Source organism: Allobosea sp. 10L417, from assembly GCF_056395485.1.
Map to the genome: position 1 here is coordinate 124728 of NZ_JBFTJP010000010.1, position 23738 is coordinate 148465.

25 protein-coding genes are annotated in these 23738 nt (G+C 68.3%); 15 read left to right on the forward strand and 10 right to left on the reverse strand.

The features are described from left to right. Nucleotides 1–43: 43 nt before the first annotated feature. Both AC1DE3_RS22075 and AC1DE3_RS22080 read right to left on the reverse strand, forming a co-directional pair. Nucleotides 44–1924 (reverse strand): methyl-accepting chemotaxis protein, encoded by a 1881-nt coding sequence (locus AC1DE3_RS22075; protein WP_476852786.1) that lies wholly within the window; start codon nt 1922–1924, stop codon nt 44–46. 159 nt (nt 1925–2083) lie between these two features. Beyond that, nucleotides 2084–2443 (reverse strand): DUF1127 domain-containing protein, encoded by a 360-nt coding sequence (locus AC1DE3_RS22080; RefSeq protein ID WP_441510883.1) that lies wholly within the window; start codon nt 2441–2443, stop codon nt 2084–2086. A gap of 183 nt (nt 2444–2626) precedes the next feature. Between AC1DE3_RS22080 and AC1DE3_RS22085 the strand changes: the two genes are divergently transcribed. Beyond that, nucleotides 2627–3508 carry a LysR substrate-binding domain-containing protein gene (locus AC1DE3_RS22085; protein ID WP_149130562.1) on the forward strand — a complete coding sequence of 294 codons (882 nt, stop codon included), beginning with the start codon at nt 2627–2629 and terminating at the stop codon, nt 3506–3508. Between the two features lie 23 nt (nt 3509–3531). On the opposite strand, the gene AC1DE3_RS22090 is transcribed toward AC1DE3_RS22085, so the two are convergent. The 3 genes from AC1DE3_RS22090 to AC1DE3_RS22100 all read right to left on the reverse strand — a co-directional run bounded on the left by AC1DE3_RS22090 (nt 3532) and on the right by AC1DE3_RS22100 (nt 6133). After that, nucleotides 3532–3708, reverse strand: a complete 177-nt coding sequence (locus tag AC1DE3_RS22090; protein WP_441510882.1) for a Flp family type IVb pilin — start codon at nt 3706–3708, stop codon at nt 3532–3534. 95 nt (nt 3709–3803) lie between these two features. Further along, complete coding sequence (locus AC1DE3_RS22095; protein WP_441510881.1) at nt 3804–5183, reverse strand: glutamate--cysteine ligase; 1380 nt, start codon at nt 5181–5183, stop codon at nt 3804–3806. Nucleotides 5184–5386: 203 nt separating this feature from the next. Further along, on the reverse strand, nt 5387–6133 hold the full coding sequence (locus AC1DE3_RS22100) for a 16S rRNA (uracil(1498)-N(3))-methyltransferase (RefSeq protein WP_476852787.1): 747 nt from the start codon (nt 6131–6133) through the stop codon (nt 5387–5389). A gap of 189 nt (nt 6134–6322) precedes the next feature. Here AC1DE3_RS22100 and AC1DE3_RS22105 point away from each other — a divergent pair, with 189 nt between their 5' ends. Then, the gene (locus AC1DE3_RS22105) at nt 6323–6805 is read left to right on the forward strand and encodes a hypothetical protein (RefSeq protein WP_441510879.1); all 483 of its coding nucleotides are present in this window, start codon (nt 6323–6325) and stop codon (nt 6803–6805) included. A gap of 16 nt (nt 6806–6821) precedes the next feature. Beyond that, entirely contained in the window at nt 6822–7793 is a 972-nt protein-coding gene (gene ubiA, locus AC1DE3_RS22110; RefSeq protein WP_441510878.1) for a 4-hydroxybenzoate octaprenyltransferase, read from the forward strand. Here the strand turns inward: ubiA and AC1DE3_RS22115 are convergent. Then, nucleotides 7790–8311 carry a DUF6101 family protein gene (locus tag AC1DE3_RS22115; RefSeq protein ID WP_441510877.1) on the reverse strand — a complete coding sequence of 174 codons (522 nt, stop codon included), beginning with the start codon at nt 8309–8311 and terminating at the stop codon, nt 7790–7792. The two genes, ubiA and AC1DE3_RS22115, sit on opposite strands and share 4 nt — an antisense overlap. A 249-nt stretch (nt 8312–8560) precedes the next feature. Between AC1DE3_RS22115 and AC1DE3_RS22120 the strand changes: the two genes are divergently transcribed. The 5 genes from AC1DE3_RS22120 to lpxK all read left to right on the forward strand — a co-directional run bounded on the left by AC1DE3_RS22120 (nt 8561) and on the right by lpxK (nt 12830). Continuing rightward, nucleotides 8561–9388 (forward strand): 3'(2'),5'-bisphosphate nucleotidase CysQ, encoded by an 828-nt coding sequence (locus AC1DE3_RS22120; RefSeq protein ID WP_441510876.1) that lies wholly within the window; start codon nt 8561–8563, stop codon nt 9386–9388. 89 nt (nt 9389–9477) lie between these two features. Next, nucleotides 9478–9720 (forward strand): DUF4170 domain-containing protein, encoded by a 243-nt coding sequence (locus AC1DE3_RS22125; protein ID WP_441510875.1) that lies wholly within the window; start codon nt 9478–9480, stop codon nt 9718–9720. Between the two features lie 28 nt (nt 9721–9748). Beyond that, nucleotides 9749–10489, forward strand: coding sequence for a lysophospholipid acyltransferase family protein (locus AC1DE3_RS22130; RefSeq protein ID WP_476852788.1), 741 nt, complete (start codon nt 9749–9751; stop codon nt 10487–10489). Continuing rightward, nucleotides 10486–11790, forward strand: coding sequence for a 3-deoxy-D-manno-octulosonic acid transferase (locus AC1DE3_RS22135; RefSeq protein ID WP_441510873.1), 1305 nt, complete (start codon nt 10486–10488; stop codon nt 11788–11790). Before AC1DE3_RS22130 ends, AC1DE3_RS22135 begins: the two co-directional genes overlap by 4 nt. Continuing rightward, a complete protein-coding gene (lpxK, locus tag AC1DE3_RS22140; RefSeq protein WP_441510872.1) occupies nt 11790–12830 on the forward strand; it encodes a tetraacyldisaccharide 4'-kinase in 1041 nt (346 codons plus the stop codon). Before AC1DE3_RS22135 ends, lpxK begins: the two co-directional genes overlap by 1 nt. Nucleotides 12831–12878: 48 nt before the next feature. Here lpxK and AC1DE3_RS22145 read toward each other — a convergent pair whose 3' ends face one another. Then, nucleotides 12879–13100: a DUF2093 domain-containing protein gene (locus tag AC1DE3_RS22145; protein ID WP_441510871.1), complete on the reverse strand. Its 222-nt coding sequence runs from the start codon at nt 13098–13100 to the stop codon at nt 12879–12881. A gap of 110 nt (nt 13101–13210) precedes the next feature. Here AC1DE3_RS22145 and AC1DE3_RS22150 point away from each other — a divergent pair, with 110 nt between their 5' ends. Continuing rightward, a complete protein-coding gene (locus tag AC1DE3_RS22150) occupies nt 13211–14023 on the forward strand; it encodes a dienelactone hydrolase family protein (protein ID WP_441510870.1) in 813 nt (270 codons plus the stop codon). A gap of 3 nt (nt 14024–14026) precedes the next feature. Here AC1DE3_RS22150 and xseA read toward each other — a convergent pair whose 3' ends face one another. Continuing rightward, nucleotides 14027–15622, reverse strand: coding sequence for an exodeoxyribonuclease VII large subunit (gene xseA / locus AC1DE3_RS22155; protein WP_441510869.1), 1596 nt, complete (start codon nt 15620–15622; stop codon nt 14027–14029). Nucleotides 15623–15846: 224 nt separating this feature from the next. Here xseA and purD point away from each other — a divergent pair, with 224 nt between their 5' ends. Genes purD through AC1DE3_RS22170 form a run of 3 tightly spaced genes read left to right on the forward strand, consistent with a single transcriptional unit; the run spans nt 15847 to nt 18970 of the window. After that, nucleotides 15847–17124 carry a phosphoribosylamine--glycine ligase gene (gene purD, locus AC1DE3_RS22160; protein WP_441510868.1) on the forward strand — a complete coding sequence of 426 codons (1278 nt, stop codon included), beginning with the start codon at nt 15847–15849 and terminating at the stop codon, nt 17122–17124. 33 nt (nt 17125–17157) lie between these two features. Continuing rightward, nucleotides 17158–18072 carry an alpha/beta fold hydrolase gene (locus AC1DE3_RS22165; protein ID WP_441510867.1) on the forward strand — a complete coding sequence of 305 codons (915 nt, stop codon included), beginning with the start codon at nt 17158–17160 and terminating at the stop codon, nt 18070–18072. 22 nt (nt 18073–18094) lie between these two features. Further along, nucleotides 18095–18970 (forward strand): patatin-like phospholipase family protein, encoded by an 876-nt coding sequence (locus AC1DE3_RS22170; protein WP_441510866.1) that lies wholly within the window; start codon nt 18095–18097, stop codon nt 18968–18970. On the opposite strand, the gene AC1DE3_RS22175 is transcribed toward AC1DE3_RS22170, so the two are convergent. Beyond that, the gene (locus AC1DE3_RS22175; RefSeq protein WP_441510865.1) at nt 18930–19688 is read right to left on the reverse strand and encodes an ArsR/SmtB family transcription factor; all 759 of its coding nucleotides are present in this window, start codon (nt 19686–19688) and stop codon (nt 18930–18932) included. The genes AC1DE3_RS22170 and AC1DE3_RS22175 overlap by 41 nt on opposite strands. 105 nt (nt 19689–19793) lie before the next feature. Between AC1DE3_RS22175 and AC1DE3_RS22180 the strand changes: the two genes are divergently transcribed. After that, entirely contained in the window at nt 19794–20537 is a 744-nt protein-coding gene (locus AC1DE3_RS22180) for a sulfite exporter TauE/SafE family protein (protein ID WP_441510864.1), read from the forward strand. A 103-nt stretch (nt 20538–20640) separates the two neighbouring features. Next, nucleotides 20641–20892, forward strand: coding sequence for a hypothetical protein (locus AC1DE3_RS22185; RefSeq protein ID WP_441510863.1), 252 nt, complete (start codon nt 20641–20643; stop codon nt 20890–20892). A gap of 114 nt (nt 20893–21006) precedes the next feature. On the opposite strand, the gene AC1DE3_RS22190 is transcribed toward AC1DE3_RS22185, so the two are convergent. Further along, nucleotides 21007–21471, reverse strand: coding sequence for a nucleoside deaminase (locus AC1DE3_RS22190; protein WP_441510862.1), 465 nt, complete (start codon nt 21469–21471; stop codon nt 21007–21009). 123 nt (nt 21472–21594) lie between these two features. Here AC1DE3_RS22190 and AC1DE3_RS22195 point away from each other — a divergent pair, with 123 nt between their 5' ends. Beyond that, a complete protein-coding gene (locus AC1DE3_RS22195; RefSeq protein ID WP_476852789.1) occupies nt 21595–23736 on the forward strand; it encodes a pseudouridine synthase in 2142 nt (713 codons plus the stop codon). Nucleotides 23737–23738 lie beyond the last annotated feature (2 nt).

Below are 23738 nucleotides of genomic sequence, written 5' to 3' on the forward strand. Positions count from 1 at the left end.
CCGGAAAGCGCCGGCCAATCCCGACCGGCTGATCAGGCAGGCGTCAGGCGCGCAGCCGTCCTTCGCCGACCTGTGCCGCCATGGCCGCGGCCATGCTGCGCAGTTCGGCAACGCCATCATGCGTGCGGAAACTGGCGACGAGATCGTTGAGGCGCTGGATCTGACTGGCGAGGGCCGTCGCGGAAGCCGCGCTCTCCTCGGCAAGAGCCGCGTTCTGCTGCGTCATCTCGTCCATGTGAGCCACGGCCTGGCTCATCTCGTCGATGCCGTGCGCCTGCTCGGTCGCGGCAGCGGAAATCTCCGAGACCGTGGCAGACACCTTGCCCGAGGCCTCGACGATGCGCTCGAGCGCGGCACCCGCCGAGCGAACCAGACCGACGCCCTGTGCCACCTCCGCGCCCGACTCGGTGATCAGCGCCGTGATGTCCTTGGCAGCCGCGCTCGAGCGCTGGGCGAGCGTGCGAACCTCGGAGGCTACGACCGCAAAGCCCTTGCCGGCATCGCCGGCGCGCGCCGCCTCGACTGCCGCATTGAGCGCCAGAAGATTGGTCTGGAAGGCGATCTCGTCGATCACGCTGGTGATGTCCGAGATCTTGCGCGAGGCCGTCTCGATGCGGGCCATGGCATCGACCGCGTCCTGGACGATGGCACCGCCCTTGCGCGCGACATCCATCGCCTCGTCCGCCAGCGCGACCGCCTGTTGCGAGGAATGCGCGGAAGCCTTGACCGAGGCCGCGAGCTCCTCGGTCGTCGCCGCGGTTTCCTCGAGCGAGGAAGCCTGCTCCTCGGTGCGCTTCGAGAGATCGTCGGCGCCGGTGTTGATCTCCAGAGCCGCATTGCCGACGTCGCCGGAGGTCGCCTGGATCGTCTCTGCGAGATGGCCGACAGCCAGGTTGAAATCGTCGCGCAGCTTCTCGTATTCCGCGGCAAGTTCTGCATCGATCCGGCAGGTCAGGTCGCCACGCGAGAGCCGATCCAACCCTTCGGCGAGCGCGTCCATCACCTGGCTCTGCTCGGCGGCCAGGCGCACCTGCTCCTGCGAATGGGCGGCGCGCTCTTGCTCGACGAAGCGGCGCTGCGCCTCCGAGGCCTCGCGGCTCTCCGCCGTTTCCGCCTCGAGCCGCTGCACCGCGAGACCATTCTCCTTGAAGACCTGGACGGTCCGCGCCATGGCCCCTAACTCGTCGCGCCGGGCCTGCCCTTCGATCTCGACCGCGTAGTCGCCCGCCGCGAGATCGGCCATCCGTTCCTTGAGCTGATCGAGCGGACTGGTGATCGACAGGCGGGCGAGCATCATCGCGCCGGCAAGCCCGATCAGCGTGCCGACGATGGTCAAAACCAGCATCAGCCAGTCGAGCTGCTTGGCCTGGGTGTCGAGCACCTGAGCCGTCGTCTGCGTATCGCTCTTGATCTCACCGTTGAGCTTCACCGCGTCGGCGATGATCCCCCCGAAAGCCCGGTCGAGCTCGGACATTACCGAGAGCGCCGGCAAATCCTCGTCGCGCGCCGCCTGCTTGGTGACGTCGTCGATCTTGGCCTTGAGCTCGGTGATCCGCCGCGCCAGCACATCGAACTCTGCATGTTTATCGGGGAAGCTGATCTTGGCATTGACCAGCTGCTGCAGCGCGAGATCATAGCCTTTGCGAACATCCTCGATCGCGGTGGCGTTCTGCTTCATGTATTCGGGATAGGCGATCGCCTTGTAGAGATCGCGCAGGATGTAGCTCGTCGCCAGCGTCGACTGCGCCGAATCGAGGATCGCCGTGGCGCGCTGGTCGATCAGATCCGAATACGTTTTCTGGATGCGGGCATATTCCTGGCCGGCATAGATCGCCGTGCCCAATCCGATCATTCCCATGACAATGAGCGGGATCGCGATCTTCGTGCGAATCCGCAGATCCTTGAGGCGCAAAGACAGTTTCATGCCGACAGCCCAGATCCGATGCCGCCGCTATCCGAGCGGCGCGACAGATTTCCGTCGAAATGATGAAGTTTGCGTTATAGCAGCTAAAAGCCGCTCAAATCGCATAAAAAGGGGCGGAAGCACGAAGCTTCCGCCCGCAGGGGCGCTGCTGCCAAGGGGTCAGGCGCAGCGTACAACCGCTAGATCTGCATTGGCGGCCAGCTTCGGCCGTGCCGGAGCATGGAGCTGGGCGTGCTCGCGCCGCGCCGCGGCGGCACCCGCCTGCGCCTCCGAGCGATCCTGAAGCACGGCCGACGGATCCTTGTACCAGGACGTCGCCAGCGCACCGGCAATATCGGAACGCACGAGGCCGATGTCCTTGAGGCCGCGTTCGTCGAGCTCGGTCAGACGCATCACCTCGCGGCGGTGAATGAGGGCACGCACGAGTTGAGCAATCCCGCCGAGACCGGAAATGGCAACGCGCGTGACGCCCGACGAGATGGTCGAGAGCGGCTTCGCGACAAAGGTCATGATCAGCATGACAGCCTCCTGGATCGGAACGGAAGGGAAAGTTGGCTCGGCATCTCCGTCCAGCCCGGACGCGCCATTGACTGGAAAGCTCAGAGAGTGAGCAGACAATAGCGAGGCACTGGTCATCAGCCAAACGAATGGTTATGATGTCTCGCAACACTGATATTGATGAGCAGTGGATGGGGATCGCCAATGGCGCATGTGCTCGATGCCGATCAGCTCAAGACCTTCGTCGCCATCGCCGATACCGGCTCCTTCACCCGCGCCGCCGAGATCGTCTTCAAGACGCAGTCGGCCGTTTCCATGCAGATGAAGCGCCTGGAGGAGCGCGTCGGCCGCCCCCTCTTCGGGCGCGACGGCCGCCATGCCAAGCTGACCGAGGATGGCGAGCGTTTGCTCGACTATGCGCGCCGCATCGTCCGGTTGAATCTCGAATGCGTGGCTTCCTTCGCCGATGCGGATCTGAAAGGCCGCATCCGCCTCGGCGTGCCCGACGACTATGCCGACCGCTATCTCCCGGAGATTCTCGCGCGCTTCGCCCATTCGAATCCACGCGCCGAGGTCACCGTCGTGTGCGAGCCGACGCCGATGCTGGCCGAACGCATCGCGACCGGCGACATCGACCTTGCCATCATCACCCATGTCGAAAGCCGCGGACAGGGCGAGATCATCCGGATCGAGCCGCTACTATGGGTTACCTCGGCGCGCCACGGCGTGCATGAGGAAGACCCGCTGCCCCTGGCGCTCGGCCGGCCGACCTGCAACTGGCGCCAGGCGGCAGTGGACGCGCTGGAGTCGAAGGGTCGCCGCTTCCGCGTCCTCTATGCGAGCTGGAACTCGACGGCTGTCGGGGCGGCCGTCCTGGCGGGCCTTGCGGTTTCGGTGCTGCCGGAAAGCGCGGTGCGGCCGGGCATGCGCATCCTCGGCCCGTCCGAAGGATACGCCACCCTACCCTCGTGCAAGATCGGGCTGCTGCGCACGCGCTTCGACCCTTCGGTGCTGTCGAACGCGCTGGCCGAGCACATCATCCAGAGCCTGGATAATCTGGCGAGCTTCAAGGTGGCGGCAGAGTAGGCCGAGAGCTGCCCGGTCGCAGGCTATCTGGTCAGGCCCGGAATGATCGCCTCGAACAGCACACTGAGGCGTGTGCCGATCAGCGTGGCAGCACCGACGATGCCAATCGAAACCAGGCTGGCGATGAAGGCGTATTCGATCGCGGTGGCGCCACGCTCGTCGCGAAGAAGTCCGGCAAAGCTGGCGGCGATCTGCTTCATACCCTTAGGTTATGCATGAAGTTTCCGCCAACTGGTTAATTTCGACAACAAAATGCGCCGGAAATTGCGATTTCCGGCGTCAGTCCGGCGAGAGGCTACACCGCCAGCTCCGTCATGACGGGCTCGACCCTGCCGTTCCAGGCCGAGCGGAAGCGCTCTTCCAGGAGCTGGGCAAAACTCCGGCGATGCGCCACGATCTCTTGGAGAGGCGCGAGGAAAACGCTCTCGTCCTGGCCCGATGCGTTCTGCCTTGCCCGTCGTGCAAGACCCGCGCGTGAGAGTTCCAGAACCTCGGCGGCGATGTCGTTCAACTTGCGCCCGGCAACCGTCGCTGCAAGCCCCTGCTTCGGAACAGCGTCGCGCAGGGCCTGGCGTTCCTGCGCGCTCCAGCCCTTGACGAGGTCCCAGGCGGCATCGAGAGCCGATTGATCATAGAGCAAACCGACCCAGAAGGCCGGCAGGGCCGCCAGCATTTCGGGCGGGCCGGCATCGGCGCCGCGCATCTCGAGGAAGCGCTTCAGCCGGACTTCCGGGAACAGCGTCGAGAGATGGTTCGCCCAATCCGACATTGTGGCGCGTTCGCCCGGCAGCTGCGGCAGCCGGCCGGCAAGCAGATCGCGGAAGGAAGCACCAGCGACGTCGTGATAGATGTCGTCACGCTTGACGAAATACATGGGTACGTCGAGCGCCCAGTCGACATAGCCCTCATAGGACATGCCCTCGTCGAAAGCGAAGGCGAGCATGCCGGAGCGGGCATTGTCGGTGTCGCGCCAGATCTCGGAGCGCATGGATTGGAAGCCGTTGAGCTTGTGCTCCAGGAAGGGCGAGGAGGCAAAGAGCGCCGTCGCCAGCGGCTGCAGGGCGAGCGAGACCCGGAGCTTGCGCACCATGTCAGCCTCGGTGGAGAAGTCGAGATTGACCTGCACCGTGCAGGTCCGGAACATCATGTCGAGGCCCATCGTGCCGACCTTCGGCATGTAGTTCGCCATGATCTTGTAGCGGCCCTTGGGCATCGCCGGCGTCTCGGCACGGGTCCAGAGCGGCGAGGCGCCGAGTGCGACGAAGCCGATGCCGTGCGGCTCGGCGACCGTCTTTACATCGGCGAGATGGGCGGCGAGCTCGGCCTGCGTCTGATGGATGTCCTCCAGCGGCGCGCCGGACAATTCGAACTGGCCACCCGGCTCCAGGGAGATCGCGCCGCCACCCTCGGGGCCGGCGAGGCCAATGATGTTGCCGGCATCGACGATCGGCTCCCAGCCGAGACGCTGCTGCATTCCTTCGAGCAAGGCGCGGATGCCGCCCGCACCGGCGCGGCCCTCATAGGGAACCGGCGCGAGGTCGCTGCGGTAGAACGGGAATTTCTCGTGTTCGGTGCCGATCCGGAAAGCCGATTCCGGTTTTTCGCCGGCGGCGATCCAGGAGATCAGTTCATCCTTCGAACCGATCGGGGTCGAATCGGACACGTCGCGAGCCATGGGCGCTCCGGCATAACAGGCATTGGCAACCTGCTGGTCCCCGGCGAAAGCCGGCAAGCCGCAGGTTCGGGACGACAGACATAGGCGAGCGCCGCACGCTCGACAACGACCCGGCTCTTGCATTCGCGAAAGGCCGCCCGGCGCCTGCAGCAGATCTCGCTGGGCGTTGAGCCGGCTTTCAGCCGGCCGAGGCGGGGCTTCGCTCAGCGCCGTGGCCAATCCCCGAGCGTGGCCTGGACCAGGGCGAGTGCCGCAACCGCCGCGGTGTCGGCGCGCAGGACCCGGGGACCGAGCGAGATCGGCAAGGTATTGGCGCGCGCCCGGATCAGCCGCCGTTCGGACTCGTCGAAGCCGCCTTCCGGCCCGATCAGCACGGCGAGCGGCGACGGCTGCAGCGCCGCCAGCGCCGCGATCGGGCTCGCCTCCTGCGCTCCCTCGTCGCAAAAGATCAGGAGCCGCTCCGGCGCAAGACCCGCCAGAGCCGCTTCGAGGGACTTTTCCGCCGCGACCGCAGGCAGGCTCAGGATGCCGCATTGCTCCGCAGCCTCGACGACGTTGGCGCGCATGCGGTCGAGATTGAGCCGCGACACCTGCGTGCGCCGTGTGATGACGGGCTGGAGGAACCCGACACCCATCTCGACGGCCTTCTGCGCCATGTAGTCGAGGCGGGCGTGCTTCAGCGGTGCGAAGAGATAATGGAGATCGCTCTCCGGCGGCTGCGGTTTGACCTGCCGGACGAGGGCGAGCGTCGCCTGCTTGCGCCCTTCGGGCACCAGGCGCGCCAGCCATTCGCCGTCGCGCCCATTGAAAATGAGGACGGTGTCGTCGGCTTTGAAGCGCAGGACGTTGAGCAGGTAATTCGCCTGTTCCCGCTCCAGCGGAAGCGCCGTCCCCGACACGAAGGAGCGGTCGATGAACAGCCGATGGCGGGCGAAATCGGGAACGGACATGTGGGCAGGCGCCTCCGCGACTGATCTTGTCTGTGGAAAGTGGCATGAAAAACGCCACAATCCTGAACTAGCAGCGAGCAGCTCCCGACACAGGAAGAGTAGACTCGCAAGGGTCGTCGCGTTAACAGCGCGAGCTGTTAAGGACATATTTAAGAACCGGCCGGATCGGCCGGCAAGCTGGAGAGGGATATGATGCGGCGCGGATTGGCATGTGGCGTGGTCGCGACGATCGGCCTTGCCGTAGCTTCTGTCATGTCTGCCGCACCGGCCAAAGCCCAGATCTCCGGCTGTGAACAGATCCAGAAGCTGCTCGCCGAGCGTCAGTCGATCGTCGCCAGGCTTCAGGCCACACAGAAGGCCAAGAAGAAGATGACGCCGCAGGATGCCTGCAGCACCTTCGGCCGTCTGGTCAACAATGGCGAGGCCGCGATCAAGTTCGCGACCGCCAACCAGGACTGGTGCCAGATCCCGCCTACCTTCATCGACGGCATGAAGACCGACAACGAGAAGGTCGTGACGTTCCGCACGCAAGCCTGCAACGCAGTGAAGCAGCAGGCCGCGATGCAGCGCAAGGCTCAGCAGCAGGCGCAGGGCGCCAATCCCTTCGGCGGCGCCGATTCGATCACCGGCGGCGCCGGCGGCGGCATGCGCGTCCCGCAAGGCGCGCTCTGACAGGCGAGGGCCGGCCATGCCGGAGCCGACACCACTCCATGCCGGCGCCGGGGCTGACACCGCCCTTCCCGATGCGCTCAAGGGACATTGGGTCGACACACGTGCGCCGCGCGCGACCCGCCCATACCTGAAGCTCGCCCGCATGGAGCGGCCGATCGGCTGGTGGCTCCTGCTCCTGCCCTGCTGGTGGGCGGCCGGGCTCGCCGCGATCGCCGCCGGCCGGCCCTATCCCGACCCCTGGCATTGCCTGCTCTTCCTGATCGGCGCGATCCTGATGCGCGGCGCCGGCTGCACCTTCAACGACATCGTCGACCGGAAGCTCGATGCGGAAGTGGCGCGCACGCGCGGCCGGCCGCTGCCTTCCGGCCAGGTGACGGCCAAGGCGGCGGCGGCGTTCATGGTCGTGCAGTCGCTCGGCGGCTTCGCGGTGCTCTTGCAGTTCAACCACTTCACGATCCTGCTCGGCATCGCCTCGCTCGCGATCGTGGCGATCTATCCCTTCATGAAGCGGATCACGAACATGCCCCAGTTCGTGCTCGGGCTCGCCTTTTCCTGGGGCGGCCTCATGGGTTGGAGCGCTGTGTTCGGGCGGCTCGATCCGCCCGCCTACCTGATCTATGCGGCAGCCATCGCCTGGACCGTCGGCTACGACACGATCTACGCGATGCAGGACATCGAGGACGATGTCATCGCCGGCATCAAGTCGAGCGCACGCTATTTCGGCGACCACACGCGCGAAGCCGTGGCGCTCTGCTTCGGCCTGGCGGTGTCCCTGACGGGCGTCGCGATCTGGCTCGTCGGAGGCGGCCTCTTCGCCTGGCTGGGACTTGCCGCCTTCGCCGGCCATCTCGGCCGCCAGGTCGCGCGCATCGCCGGCGCGAGCGCGCCGGAAGCCCTCATGCTGTTCCGCTCGAACCGCGATGCCGGGCTGCTGCTGGCCGCCGGACTGGCGCTCGACACGATCGGCAGCGCGGCACTGGCCGGCTAGTCGGTCAGCCTGTCGCCTGAAACGATGTTCGGAAGCTCCGTCAATCGGCCGGTCTTGCGGCGCGTCAGGAAACGGGGACGGCGTCCGTTGAGCAGGCCGTGACGACGCCGGATCCGCACGGGTCCAAGCGCAACACGGCCGATCTGCGGGAACGGCTCGCTCACCGCACCATCGGCGGTCTCGAGCAGCAGCGGCAGGCCGCTCGCCCGGCCGAAATCGCGCCAGAGCGCGACGGCATCGGTCTCATCGGCGCAGGCCACCACAATGGAGCGGCCATCGCCAGCCGTCAGAGCCAGCTCGAAGAGCTCGTCGTCTCCCGCCGGGTTTGCCAGACGCAAGGCAACCCCGCGCCAATTGCCCGAGCCGCGCAGAATACGCACGGAGCCCAGGCGTTCGATCGCCGGCGCCACCGGGCGAGCCGGCATCGGGTTGTGCGAAACGATCGCTGTGGTTGTCGATCCGCCGGGAAGACGCGGCGCAAAGCCACCCTCCCCGGCGGCCGGCGTGACGCTGGCCATCGGTTATAACGCCTCTCTCAATCCCTGCTGCAGCGGAGCCCTCTGTCGATGCCGGGGCTCTCGTGCTTGCCATGCGAGATTGGGCGGCAGCCGTGTCCGAGCGCTTAAGGGGTTGGGTTAAAGGATGGTGTTTTCGCCGCTTCGGCGCCCTGACGGGCCGGTTTCCCGTCGGATGCTTGACGGAATCTTTCGCAGCGTGACCGCATTTTCGGCTTGAAACAGCGACTTTTGCGGCCGATACGGAGGGGCATGAGTGCAATGACGCTACCGATCGCGGCCGAGCTGATGAAGGCGGCCTGCGAAAGCTGCCTGGAAGCCGGCACCCTCGCACTCGATCTCTTCCGGCCCGGCGCACAGACGGCGGCACGTACCTGGGCCAAGAGCGGCGGCTCACCGGTGACCGAGGCCGATATCGGCGTCGACACCTTCCTGCGCATCCGTCTCTCTACGCTGCTGCCGGAAGCCGCCTGGCTTTCCGAGGAGACCGTCGACGACGCTCAGCGCCTGACACACCGCTTCGTCTGGGTCGTCGATCCGATCGACGGCACCCGCGCCTATATGAGCGGCTCACCGGACTGGGCGGTCTGCGTCGCGCTGCTCGATGCGGGCACGCCGGTGCTCGGCATCGTTCACGCCCCCGCCTGCGATGCGACCTACACCGCCGTGCGCGGGGCCGGCTCCCGGCGCAGTGGCGAAGCCATCCGCACCTCGCCGGCAACCCGTCTCGCCGGTTCGAAGATAGCCGGGCCCAAGCCCATGCTCGACGCGCTGGCTCAATCCGAGGATTTCGAGCCTGCCGGCAAAATTCCCTCGCTTGCGCTGCGGCTGACGCGGATCGCGGACGGCACGATCGATGCCGGGCTGATCTCGCCGGATGCGCGCGACTGGGATCTGGCGGCCGCGGATCTGGTCCTGAGCGAAGCCGGCGGACTGTTGAGCGATGCGGCGGGGCAATCCGTCGCCTATAACCGACCCAACCCCGTTCACGGGATGCTGATCGCCAGCAACAATGCGCTCGCAAATCCGTTGCGGCATGCTGTCGAGCGGTTGCGCGACGGACGGCCGCAGCCCGTCTGACGTTTTTTTGGAAGCTTGGCGCACGGCCGGCTCGCATGCGCGGCCGGGATGGCTTATTGGGGCGGCGCAAGCCCCCGCAGGAGATATCGATGAGCGTGGAACCGGATCAGAAGCAGCTTCTCCATCTCGTCTTCGGAGGCGAACTGGACTCGCTCGACGGCATCACCTTCAAGGATCTGGCGAAGCTCGACATCGTCGGGATCTTCCCGAACTACGCCAGCGCGCATATGGCCTGGAAGGCCAAGGCCCAGCAGACGGTCGATCAGGCGCAGACGCGCTACTTCATCGTCCACCTCCACCGACTTCTCGACCCGGAAGCGGCCAGGGGCTGAGCCAGCGCAGAATTTCGGCATCAGGCAGATGGGTTTTTCCATCCTCAAGACGCGAATGGCGCAGGAAACGCTCGGCCGATTGCTGGCCGGCTATCTGCGCCTCGTGCAACGTACCAACAAGATCGTCTTCGAACCTGCGGACGCATACGATCACGTTCGGCCGGAGCTGCCGCTCATCTTCGCGATGTGGCATGGCCAGCACATCATGATCCCCTTCGCGCGGYCGGAGTGGATGCCGGCCTGCTCGCTGGTCTCTCGCCATGGTGATGGCGGCTTCAACGCGGTGGCGCTGCGCGAGCTCGGAATCGGCGCAATCCGGGGCTCCGGCGCACGGCCGGGGCACAAGGTCCGCGAGAAGGGCGGGGCCCCGGCCTTCCTCGCCATGCTGCGCCGGCTCGCCGCCGGAGAGACGATGGTGCTGACCGCCGACATACCCAAGCGCGCCCGCGTCGTCGGCCCGGGCATCATTACCCTGGCACGCGCCTCCGGCCGGCCGATCCGCGCGGTCGCCGTCGTCACCAGCCGCCGGATCGACTTCAACAGCTGGGACCGTGCGTCGCTCGGCCTGCCCTTCGGGCGCTGCGCCATCGTCGTCGGCGAGCCGATCCTGGTCGCGCGCGACGCCGACGAGGCCGCGCTGGAAGAAGCGCGCCTCGCGTTGCAGGCGAGCCTCGACGACGTCCACGCCCGTGGCTACGCGCTCGTCGGCAGCCGCGACCCCGGCGCCGGCCTGCGCGAGCAACAGCAAACCGCCGGAGCGCCGGCATGAGCCGCAAGGGCGCGATCTTCAGGGCCTATCGCTACGCGACCGCGCTGCTCGAGCCGGCTGCAGCGGGGCTGCTGCTGATGCGCAAGCGCCGCGGCAAGGAAGACCCGGAGCGGATTTCGGAGCGGCGCGGCTATCCCGGCGTGAAGCGGCCGAACAAGCCGCTGGTCTGGCTGCATGGCGCCAGCGTCGGCGAGACGGTGACGCTGCTGCCGCTGATCGCAAAGCTGCAGAAGCGCGGCCTCGCCGTGCTCGTCACCTCCGGCACGGTGACCTCCGCCAAGCTTCTGGCGGCGCGGCTGCCGGCCGGCGTCATCCATCAATACCTGCCGCTCGACGTCCCCCGCTACATGCGCCGCTTCATGGAGCATTGGCGGCCCGAGCTCTGCCTGATCTGCGAGTCCGAAATCTGGCCGAACCTGTTGATCGAGGCGCATCGCCGCTCGATCCCGGTGGTCATGGTCAACGGGCGGATGTCCGAGCGCTCCTTCGCGCGCTGGTACAAGATGCCGAGGACCTCGCGCTTCCTGCTCTCGTGCTTCGAGGCCTGCCTTGCCCAGTCGCAAGCCGATGCGGAGCGGCTCGCACAGCTCGGAGCGCCGCGCGTCAGCGTCGCCGGCAATCTCAAATTCGACGTACCGGCCCCGCCCGCCGAACCCAACATGCTGGCCATCCTCGACGGCATGACAACCGGCCGGCCGGTCTGGATCGCCGCAAGCACGCATCCGGGCGAGGACGAGCTGGTGCTCGCCGCCCATCTCGCGATCAAGCCCTATTTGCCGAAGCTCCTCACCATCATCGCGCCGCGCCATCCCCAGCGCGGCCCTGACATCGAGGCGCTGGCACAGGCCAATGACGTCGCCGTGTCGCGCCGGGCCGCCGGCGAGAATCCGGAGCGCGACATCGATCTCTATGTCGCCGACACGGTCAACGAGCTCGGGCTGTTCTACCGGCTCTCGCAAGTGGCCTTCCTTGGTGGCTCGCTCGTCGAAGGCATTGGCGGGCACAACCCGATCGAACCCGCCAAGCTCGGCTGCGCGCTGCTGCACGGCCCCTATGTCCACAACAATGCCGAGATCTTTGCGGCCTTCGACGCGGATGGYGGCTCGCGCTCCGTCCCCGACGCGCAGACGCTGGCCGGCGCAGTGCATCGCTGGCTGAGCGACCCGGCAAGCGCCCGCCAGGCAGCCCGGGCCGCGGCGCAGACCGCGAGCCAGCTCGGCGGCGCCCTCAACCGCACGCTCCATGCCATCGAGCCCCTGCTGATGCGCGCCGCGCTCGAACAGCGTGAGCCCACGGCCTGATGCCGAGCGCGCCGCGCTTCTGGTGGCAGACGCGCCCGACGCTTGCGGCCACACTGCTGCGGCCGCTCGGCTGGCTCTACGGCTGGATCACGCTGCGGCGCATGCGCCAACCCGGCGCCGAATTGCCCGTCCCCGTCATCTGCATCGGGAACTTCGTCGCTGGCGGTGCCGGCAAAACGCCGACCGCGATCGCCGTCGCGGACATGCTGGCGCGGCGCGGCGAGACGCCCTTCGTCCTGATGCGTGGCTATGGCGGCCGGCTCGCCGGCCCCGTCGAGGTGGATCCCACCGGGCATGCCGCAGCTGATGTCGGCGACGAGCCGATGCTGATGGCGCGCCATGTCCGCACCGTCATCGCCCGCGACCGGCTCGCGGGCGCGCGGCTGGCCCACGGGCTCGGCGCCAGCGTCATCGTCATGGATGACGGGCTACAGAATCCCGCCCTCGCGAAGCGGTTGAGGCTGGCCGTGGTCGACGGAGCAAGCGGCGTGGGCAATGCGCTCTGCCTGCCTGCCGGCCCGTTGCGGGCGCCGCTGGTCGACCAGATCGGCGAGATCGACGCCGCAATCGTCATCGGTGAAGGCGAAGCAGGCCAGCGCGTGGCGGCTGCCGTGCGTGCACAGGGGCACCCTGTCATCAGCGCGCGACTGGAGCCGCTTGCCAGCGCGGCGCAGCAGCTAAGCGAGCGGCAGGTCCTGGCGCTTTCGGGGATCGGCAGGCCCGAGAAATTCGCAGCGACGTTGCGCGAGGCGGGTGCCACGATCGTGGCCGAGCGCGCCTTCGGCGATCACCACCCCTATACGGATGGCGATGTTGCCGAAGCCATCTCTGAAGCCAAGACGCGCGGCGCGCTGATCGCCACGACCGAGAAGGACTGGACCAAGCTTGCCGCCCTCTGGCCCAATGCAGAGGCCGATCGGCTCGTCGTGCTGCCCGTCAGGCTGGTCTTCGCCGAACAAGCGGCGATCGAAAACCTGCTCGCAGACGCGTCAACAGCGGCGGACCGAAAAGTGGAAACCACTCGGAATCCGATGCGATAACAAATGCATAGATCAACATTCACCGCGCCCGACAGGACGCGCGGCGATCTAGGCGCGCCCGGCCCGGCGCAGCCTGAGCATCACGGCTTCCGGTGAAGCATAGGCCTCCTGCCACTCGATCGACCAATAGCGCAGATCCTCCAGCCGGATCGGCGCCGAGGTCACTGCGCAGCGCACGAAGGCGCCGGGCTTCACGACGCGGAACTCGCCGGGGCCGTAATCGATGACCGCCTCGGGGCCGCTCGGAGGGAGACGCTCGCTGATGTTCATCAAATTCGCATCAAATCATTGATCGGGAAACGGAAAGCCGGGATACTCCGCCGCTTGTGATAACCCTCTGGTCGACGATGTCCAGTCTGCAGCGCCTCGCGGCGTGTCTGATGAGCCTTGCACTCCTTGCAGCCCCGGCCGCCATGGCCGCAGGCTACGAGCGCGTGTCGATTCCGATGGACGGAGGCCATCTCGACGGCGTTTTCTATCGCCCGGCAGGCCCTGGCCCGTTCCCGGCCGTCGTCGCCCTGCATGGTTGCGGCGGCCTGTGGCGCGAGCAAGGCAGATTGTCGGTTCGCCATACGGATTGGGGCGAGAGGCTCTCCGCCGCCGGCTTTGCGGTGCTCATGCCTGACAGCTACGGCTCACGCGGGCTCGGTTCGCAATGCGGCGTCAAGGATCTGACGGTGCGGGCCGGGCGCGAGCGCGTGGCCGATGCCACCGCGACGCGGGCCTGGCTGCAGCAGCGCAGCGACATCAAGCCGGGCATGATCTCGCTCCTCGGCTGGTCGGGCGGTGGCTCGACCGTGCTGGCTGCGATCCGCATGGAACGTGCCCCCGCTGACGGCAAGCCCGATTTCAAGCGCGCCGTCGCCTTCTACCCGGCCTGCCGGCTGCAATCGGAATCCCCGTCCTTCTCCGCCCGTCTCCCCCTGCTGATCCTGATGGGGGATGCCGACGACTGGACCCCGGCTGCGCCCTGCGGCTACCTCGCCAAAGCTGCGCAGGCGCGCGGCGAGCACGTCGGCATCGTGCTCTATCCCGGCGTGCTGCATGATTTTGATCATCCGCGTCTCGAGGTCAGGGAGCGCGAGAACATCGCCTATTCCGCGAGCGGCACCGGCAAGGTCACCGTCGGCACCAACATGGCCGCGCGGGAAGATGCGCTGAAGCGCGTCAGCACCTTCCTCAATATGCCCTGATCGTCAGAACAGATCGCCCTGAGTGCCGGTGGCTGGTCCCTTACGCACGGGACGCGAGGCTGAGGGCTTCGCGCCGCCGGGCTCGGTCCCGGAGACTGTGACGCCGAAGCTGCCATCTGCGAGCTGGACCGAGAGAGCCTGCCCTGGCTGGGCCGCTCCGACACTGCGCACCAGTGCGCCCGCCTCGTCGCGGATCAGGGCGTAGCCACGCGACAGCACAGCCTCCGGGCCGAGCGAGCGGATCAGCGCCCAGAGCGAGGCGAGCCGGTCGGCGCGCCGATGCAGCGCCTGGCCGAAGGCGCGCTCGGCCCGTTCCGCCAGCACAATGCCGCGTTCTCGGCGCTGGACCAGGCTCTGGCCGAAGGCATTGCACGCCCGCGCTTCCAGCGTCGCCAGCCGGTCGCGGACATGGGCGATACGTGTGCGTTCGCCGGCGATGGCATTGCCCCTGGCCGCGGCAAGGACGCGACCGAAACCGGCGAGCTCCGCCCGCAGCCGGGCGAGCGCGACGCGGGGCGAACGCGCCTCCAGCCGGCGCGACAGGGCCTGCAGCACCTGTTCATGAGCCCGGGCGTTGCGGGCGAGCGCAGGCGCCAGTCGCGTCGCGGCGAGATCGAGCCGCTGGCGCGGGCCGGAGAGCACCGCTTCGGGGCCCGGAAGCGCACGGGCGAGCGCTCGCAAATCGCTGCGGCGGCGATCCGACAGGCGGCGCATCGCGCCGGCATGGCGGCGCGACAGATCGGCGACGAAGCTCATCAGTTCGGCCCGCACGGGCACGACCTTCTCGGCCGCGCCGGTGGGCGTCGGCGCGCGCAGGTCGGCCGCGAAATCGATCAGCGTCGTGTCGGTCTCGTGGCCGACCGCCGAGACGAGCGGGATCTCAGAGGCCGCCGCCGCGCGGACCACGATCTCCTCATTGAAGCTCATCAGGTCTTCGAGCGAGCCGCCGCCGCGCGCGACGATGATGATGTCCGGCCGCGGGATGCGCCCGCCTTCCGGCAGCGCGTTGAAACCGGCGATGGCGTTGGCGACCTCGGCGGCGCTGGTCTCGCCCTGCACCCTGACCGGCCAAACCAGGACCTGGCGGGGGAAGCGATCCTCCAGCCTGTGCAGGATATCGCGGATGACAGCCCCTGTCGGCGAGGTCACGACGCCGATGACGGAGGGCAGATAGGGGATGAGCTGCTTGCGCTCCTCGGCGAAGAGCCCCTCCGCCGCAAGCCGCTTGCGACGCTCATCGAGCAGCGCCATCAGCGCGCCGATGCCGGCCGGCTCCAGCGAATCGATGACGATCTGATAGCTCGACTTGCCGGCGAAGGTGGTGATCTTGCCGGTGGCGATGACTTCAAGGCCTTCCTGCGGCCGCGTCTTCAGCCGGCCGAACACGCCCTTCCAGATCACTGCGTCGATCTTGGCGTTGGTGTCCTTGAGCGAGAAATAGACATGGCCGGAGGCGACGGGGCCGCGATAGCCGGAAATCTCACCGCGCACGCGCACGAAGCCGAAGGCGTCCTCGATGGTGCGCTTCAGCGCGCCGGAGAGGTCCGAGACAGACCATTCGGGAGCATTGCCGGTCGGCAGGGGCGATTCGGTGTTCATGACCGGACCATAACGGCCCGGCCCGCACAGCAGAAGCGTTGCCCGCACGGCGCCGGGCGGCTATGCCCAGCCGAGCCCTCATCCTGAGGAGCCGCGGAACGCGGCGTCTCGAAGAATGCTTCAGCGCGCGCTGGAACATCCTTCGAGACGCGCTCCGGCCGAGCGCTCCTCAGGATGAGGGCTGAGCTTCCTGCAATAGAAACCCGGTCAGCGGAGATGGCGCCATGAAGATTCTTCTGATCGGTTCGGGCGGACGCGAGCATGCGCTCGCCTGGGCGATTTCGGCCTCGCCGCTCTGCGACACGCTCTTCATCGCGCCGGGCAACCCCGGCACGGCGCAATGCGGAGAGAATGTCGCGGTCGACGTCGCCGACCACGCCGCCGTCGTCGCCTTCTGCCGATTGCAGGGGATCGACCTCGTCGTGGTCGGCCCGGAAGGTCCGCTGGTCGCCGGCATCGCCGACGATCTCCGCCAGGCCGGCATCAAGGTCTTCGGTCCGTCGAAGGCCGCCGCGCAGCTCGAAGGCTCGAAGGGCTTCACCAAGGAGCTCTGCGCCGAATTCGACATCCCGACCGCCGGCTTCGGCCGCTTCAGCGATGCCGCCTCCGCCAAGGCCTATGTCGCGGACAAGGGCGCGCCGATCGTGATCAAGGCCGACGGGCTTGCCGCCGGCAAGGGCGTGATCATGGCCGAGACGCTGGATGAGGCGAACGAAGCCATCGACATGATGTTCGCAGGCGGGCTCGGGAGCGCCGGGGCCGAGGTCGTGATCGAGGAATGGATGATCGGCGAGGAAGCGAGCTTCTTCGCGCTCTGCGACGGCAGCCATGCGCTGGCGCTTGCCTCGGCGCAGGACCACAAGCGCGTCGGCGATGGCGACACCGGCCCCAATACCGGCGGCATGGGCGCCTATTCGCCCGCGCCCGTGATGACGCCCGCGCTGGAAGAGCGCGTCATGGCCGAGATCATCCGGCCGACGCTCGCCGGCATGGCCAAGCGCGGCACTCCCTTCCAGGGCGTGCTCTACGCCGGGTTGATGCTCACGGCGCAGGGACCGAAGCTGATCGAGTACAATACCCGCTTCGGCGATCCCGAATGCGAGGTGCTGATGCCGCGCCTGAAGAGCGACATCGTGCCGGCGCTGCTCGCTTGCTGCGACGGCGTGCTCGACAATGTCGACCTGCGCTGGCGGGACGAAGTGGCGCTCACCGTCGTGCTCGCGGCCAGGGGCTATCCGGCAAAGCCCGAGACCGGCAGCGTCATCCGCAAGGTCGAAGAAGCCGAGGCGCTGGACGAAGTGCTCGTCTTCCATGCCGGCACCAAGCTGGCGAATGGCGATCTCGTCGCCAATGGCGGGCGCGTGCTCAATGTCGTCGGGCTCGGCAAGAGCGTGCGTGAAGCGCAGGCGCGCGCCTATGAGGCGGTCGACAGGATCGACTGGCCGGAAGGCTTCTGCCGCCGCGACATCGGCTGGCAGGCGGTGAAGCGCGAGCAAGGCTGACAGGACGCCTCGGCCGGAGCTATGCTCCCGGCCATGGCGAACATCGACAGTCTCTTCCCGGGTTTCAAGGCGCATTGGATCGACGGGCCGGTCGGCAAGATCTTCGCGCGCGTCGGCGGCGAAGGACCGCCGCTGGTGCTGATCCACGGCTTCCCGCAAACCCATGCCGAGTGGCACCGGCTGGCGCCGGAGCTGGCGAAGACCCACACCGTCATCTGCCCCGATCTGCGCGGCTATGGCTGGTCGGCCGCGCCGCATGGCGACGGCGGCAAGGCGACCTACACCAAGCGCGGCATGGGCGAGGACATCGTCGCCGTGATGCAGGCGCTCGGCCATCTGCGCTTCGGCGTGATCGGCCATGATCGCGGCGCGCGGGTCGCCTATCGGCTGGCGCTCGACCATCCCGGCCGGGTCGAGCGGCTGGTGCTGCTCGACATCCTGCCTACCGTCTCGATGTGGGAGGGCATGAACGCGGCCCGGGCCATGCAGGTCTATCACTGGACCTTCCTGGCACAGCCGGAACCGATCCCAGAGAATCTACTCAAATCCGATCCCGTCAGCTGGCTCGACCGCACCATCGCGAGCTGGAGCCGGGCGAAGAACCTCGACCTGTTCGATCCGCTGGCCATGCAATCCTACGCGGAATCGTTCAGCGACCCGTCGCGCACGCATGCCGCCTGCGAGGATTATCGCGCCGGCGCCACCACCGACGTCGAGCACGACAAGACGGATCTCACCGCGGGCAAGCGCATCCTCTGCCCGACGCTGGTTCTCTGGGGCGAAGCCGGCATCCCGGCCAAGGGCGCGAGCCCGCTCGAAATCTGGCGAAAGACCTTCGCGCCGCAGGCGGAAGGTCAGGCGATCGACAGCGGACACTTCCTGCCGGAAGAGAATCCGCAGGCGACGCTTGCGGCGCTGAAGCCTTTCCTGGCCCAGGCCGTCGCCTGAGGCCAAGCGCGGAACGGAAGACATGCCACGTTCCAGCAACGCCGACCTCTCGCGAGCCTCCGGCGGCACGCCCGAGATCGCGCTGGTGCTCGGCGCCGGCGGGGCGCGGGGCCTGAGCCACATCGCAGTGCTGGAGGCCTTCGACGAGCTCGGTCTCAAGCCCGCGCGGATCTCCGGCTGCTCGATCGGCGCCATCATCGGCGCTGCCTATGCCGCCGGCCTCTCCGGTCGCGATCTGCGCGAGCATGTGCTTGCGACCTTCCGCGACCGGGCGCGCGCAGTCGCAAGGCTGCTGGAGGCCCGCATCGGCCGCCTTACCGATCTCGTGCGCGGGCTCGGCAACCCCGTCCTGATCGATGGCGAGCGCCTGCTCGACCTGTTCTGGCCGGAAGCCGTGCCCGACCGCTTCGAGGAACTGGCTATCCCGTTCAGCGCGGTTGCGGCGGATTACCACCGCCATGCAGAGGTTATGCTGCATGAGGGGCCGCTGACGCCGGCGGTTGCCGCTTCGCTCGCCATTCCCGGGCTGGTGCGGCCGGTCGCGCTTTGCGGGCGCGTGCTGATCGACGGTGGCGCCATCGATCCCCTGCCCTATCGGGAGTTTCTGGCGCCGGGCCGCGTCGTCGTTGCGATCGATGTCAGCGCACCGACGACGGCGACGAGCGACACGCGCATCCCCGGGGCAATGGAGGCGATCGTCGGCGCCTCGCAGATCCTGACCCGCACGCTGGTCCAGCGCATGATCGAGCAGCAGCCGCCCGATATTCTGATCCGGGCGGGCGCCGACCGCATCGGTGGACTCGACTTCTTCAAGGCGAAAGCGATCCTCGCGGCTGCCGAGCCGATCAAGGACGAGGTCAAGCGAGCGCTGGAGTGGGCTCTCGAACCACCGGGCTGAGCGGCTCCGGCGCATCGCAGCGGAAGCCGGGGAGCGCGTTTTCGAGCACCGCCCTGCCCTCCTCCGTCAGGACGACGGCGCGGCTCTCCTTGCGGCGACGGACCCAGTCCATCTCGAAGCAGCGGCAGGCCAGCGCCGCAGCGAGATGGCCGGCGAGATGCGGGCGGCGCTCGCTCCAGTCGAGGCAGGGGCGCAGCGCCGCACGGCGGCTCCGGCTGCTCGCACCCGGATCGACGCCGAGAGCGGAAAAAATCGCGTTGCCCGACGGCGTCAGCGCATAGCCGCCCTCGCTGACGGCGAGGTGGCCGCCGGCCATCAGCGCGTCATGAATACCGATGCCGAGCCGCCCGGCGAAATGATCGTAGCAGGTGCGGGCCTCGCTCAACTCCGCACCGACACGCGACGGCAGGCGCCGGCTCGTCCCGTCCAAATTGGCCAGAACCATCAGGCCTTCCAGCGCCGCCGCGACTTCCGGCCCGGCCAGCCTGTAGTAGCGATGGCGTCCTTGCACGGCGACGTCGATCAACCCGCCCTGCATCAGCTTGGCGAGGTGACCGCTCGCCGTCTGCGGCGCGACGCCGGCGATCCAGGCGAGTTCCTTGGCCGTCAGCGCACGGCCATCCATCAGCGCGTGCAGCATGTTGGCGCGGGCCGGATCGCCCATCAGATGGGCGATCTCCGCGAGATAGGGGCCGGAATAGCGACTTGGCGTGCTCATCGCCGCATGATGCGCCATCGCCGCCGGGCCGCAAGCGGGAACACTACGGCGCCCGCCGTAGCATCGGGCAGCGACAGTCGGCACAGCCAATGCCACAAGCAGGACATGGACAACACGACTCTCCTCCTCTTCGTCACCGCGACCTTCGTGCTCGCCGGCTTCGTCAAGGGCGTGATCGGGCTGGGGCTGCCGACCATCGCCGTCGGCATCCTCGGCGTGGTGATGGCACCGGCACAGGCGGCGGCGCTTCTGGTGGTGCCCAATCTCGTCACCAATGGCTGGCAGATCACGACTGGCCCGAAGCTCGGCGCGATACTGAGGCGGCTCGCTCCCATGCTGGCCGCCATCTGCGTGGGCACCTGGGCCGGCGCCGGATTGTTGCAGCAGCAAAAGGACGGCACGCCGACACTCTGGCTCGGCCTTGCGCTCGTGCTCTACGCGCTGGTCGGCCTCAAGGCGGCGAAGCTGCGCGTGCCGCCGGGCTGGGAAAGCTGGCTCGGCCCCATCATCGGACTGACGACCGGCGTCGTCACCGCCGCCACCGGCGTCTTCGTGCTGCCGGCCGTGCCCTATCTGCAGGCGCTCGGCTTCGACAAGGACGAGCTGGTGCAGGCGCTCGGCATTTCCTTCATCGTCTCGACGCTCGCCCTCTCCTTCGGCCTGATCGGCGCCGGCGCGCTCAACGGCACCGTCGCCTGGCAATCTCTGCTCGCGCTTGTTCCGGCGCTGGCCGGCATGGGCGTCGGCCAGTTCATCCGCAGCCGCATCTCGCCCGCCACGTTCAAGATCTGCTTCTTCGCCGGCCTGCTGGCGCTCGGTGCCTATTTGTGTTGGCGCAGCCTTGCATAACGGCGCGTATCTTGCTTAAGGACCGGCGGGGGCACATTGCCGGTCTTAACCAAGCGCTAACCATAGGAGCGCAGCGTCGACCGGCCGCAACAGGAGCGCCTGCATGGATGCCTTCACCATGGTCGTCATGGCCTGCGTCACCGGCGAAGCACATTGCGCCACCAGCCGGATCAGCGAGATGGAGTTCACGTCCATCCAAGCCTGCGAAGCCCGGATCGACGACATCACGCGCTCGATGACCAAGGAATTCAGCAAGCGCCCGGAATTCAAGGGCCGGCGGGTGACCTATGACGTCTCCTGCATGGACCGCGCGCAACTTGCGCAGAAGTTCGGCATCGACTCGTCGGACACCTGAGCTGACATCCCCGCGTCATGCGCGGGCTTGACCCGAGCATCTCGGAAACCATTGCCTTCTGGTCCTGAGATTCTCGGGTCTACGCTTCGCTCCGCCCGAGATTGACGCTGGTCGCTACCGCCGCTCGCGGAAGAACTCCCGCAGCAGCGTCGCCGCCTCGGTCTCGCGCAAACCGCCATAGACCTCCGGCACATGGTGGCAGGTCGGGCTCTCATAGAGCCTGACCCCGTTCTCGACCGCGCCGCCCTTCGGGTCGCCCGCGCCGAAATAGAGCCGCCTGATCCGCGCGAAGGAGATTGCCGCGGCGCACATCGGGCAGGGTTCGAGCGTGACGTATAGATCGCAGCCGATCAGCCGCTCGCTGCCGATCTCTTCGCAGGCGAGCCTGAGCGCCAGCATCTCGGCATGAGCGCTCGGGTCCTTCAGCTCCAGCGTGCGGTTGCCGGCGCTGGCGAGGACCGCGCCGTCGCGCACCACCACCGCGCCGACCGGCACCTCTCCGCGCAACGCGGCCGCCTTCGCCTCGTCGAAGGCGAGCGCCATCGCGTCGAACGCGGAGGATGATTGCGGTTTCGACATCATAAACCCCAGCTTTGGCGCTCGCAGCGAGGGAAAGCCTCTGCTACAAGCGCCGGTTATAGCGAATAAGCGAGCCAGGCCTCTCCCGCAAAGCGGTTGTGCTCGGCCGGCTCAGGAGCAGCCATGAAAGACGACGACAACAACAGAGGCCGCGGCCCACGCAAGGGCGGTGGCGCCGGCGGCCGTGGACCCGGCTCCGGTGGCAAAGGCTTCGGCGGCAAGCCCTTCGGCAGCCGCCCCGGCGGTGAAGGCCGTGGACCCGCGCGCGATGGCGAGCGTAAGCCGTTCCGTAGCCGCCCAGCCGGTGACGACCGCCCCGCGCGCGACGGCGAGCGCAAGCCCTTCCGCGGTCATTCGGCTGGCGATGAGCGCCCGGCCCGCCGCTTCGAGCGCCCTGCTGGCGGCGAGGGCGAGGCTGCGCGCCCGCGCCGCTTCGACGGCGACAGGCCGGCCCGCGTCAGGGCCGAGGGCGAAGGCCGCGGCTTCCGCGAACGCTCCGGCGAGGAGCGCCCCCGCCGTCCGGCCCGCACGGGCGAGCGCCCCTTCGCCGGCCGCGACAGGCCGCAGGGCGACCGGCCGCCGCGTGGCGAGGGCCGCGATGGCGAGAAGCGTTTTTCGCGCCCGCGCGCGCCACGCTTCGAAGGCCATGAGGACCGTCCGCGCCGCCCGCGCGAGGATGCGCCCGAGCGCAAGCTGATCACCGCGGAAGAGCCGGAGCGGATCGCCAAGGTGATGGCGCGCGCCGGCGTCGCCTCGCGCCGCGACAGCGAGGCGATGATCGAGGAAGGCCGCGTCAGCGTGAACGGCAGGGTGCTGGAAAGCCCGGCCTTCGACGTGAAGCCGACCGATATCGTGCTGATCGATGGAGAGCCGCTGCCGGCCCGCGAGCGCACCCGGCTGTGGCTCTACCACAAGCCGCGCGGCGTGGTGACGACCAATTTCGACCCGGAAGGCCGGCCGACCGTCTTCGACGTGCTGCCGGAAGACCTGCCGCGCGTGCTCACCATCGGCCGGCTCGACATCAACACCGAAGGCCTTCTGCTGCTGACCAATGATGGCGGGCTGGCGCGGGTGCTGGAGCTGCCGGAGACGGGCTGGCTCAGGCGCTACCGCGTGCGCGCCTTCGGCGAGGTGACGCAGGACGTGCTCGACACGGTGAAGGACGGCGTCACCATCGACGGCATCCAGTACGGGCCGGTGATCGCCCGCTTCGAGCGCCAGCAGGGCTTCAACACCTGGCTGACGGTCGATCTGCGCGAGGGCAAGAACCGCGAGGTCAAGACCGTGCTCGAGCATCTCGGGCTGACCGTGAACCGGCTGATCCGCATCTCCTTCGGTCCCTTCCAGCTCGGCGAACTGGCCGAGGGCGAGGCCGACGAGATCCGCTCGCGCGTGCTGCAGGACCAGCTCGGCACGGAGCTTGCCGCCAAGGCCGGCGCCGATTTCGAGTCGCCGCGCCGCGACGCCCTGCCCGCCGCGCCACGCCCGGCTCCGKCCGGCGACGACCGCCCGCGCCGACGCCGCGACGCCGCCGAGGACCAACATGAAGCGCGCCGCGAGGCTGTGCGCGAGTTGCGCGGCGACAAGCCGTGGACCCGCACCGTCTGGCGCGATGCGGAAACAGAGCCACAGCGCGAGCGCAAGACGCCGCCGCGCCGCGGCGCCGACCCGAAGCTGGAACGGCAGGAGCGCGAGGCTTCCGGTGAGGTCCGGCGCCGGCGCGATACGCCGATCGCCGACCCGAAGGGCCGGCGCGTGCTGGTCGAGCGCGTCGGTGCCCCCGCTCCCGAGGAGCGCGCTGCGCCCGCACCGGACAGCAAGCGCAGGCCGGATCGCAAGCCGCGCCACGAACGTGGCGGCGAGGAGGCTCGCGCACCGCGCTCCTTCGAGCGCTCCAGCGGCGACGAGAGGCCGGCACGGCGCCCGCGCGCCGAAGGCAGCGGGCGCGACCGCGGCGAAGAGCGGCCCTGGCAGGACCGCGCTCCACGCGGCGAGCGCCCGGACCGTGCCCCGCGCGATGGCGCCGACCGCCCGGCGCGTCGCTTCAGCGAGCGACCTGCCGAGGACCGGCCGCGTGGCCGCAGCTTCGGCGACAAGCCCGCCGGCAAAAGCTTCGGTGGCAAGAGCTTCGGCTCTCGCTCCTCCGAGCGGCCGGCCGGTGGCGGACGCCCCTTTGGCGGCAAGCCGAGTGGAGGGCGACCGAGTGGCGACAAGGGACCGCGCCCGCCCGGCCGGGGTCCGCGTCCCGGCGGCAAGCGCGGCTAAGC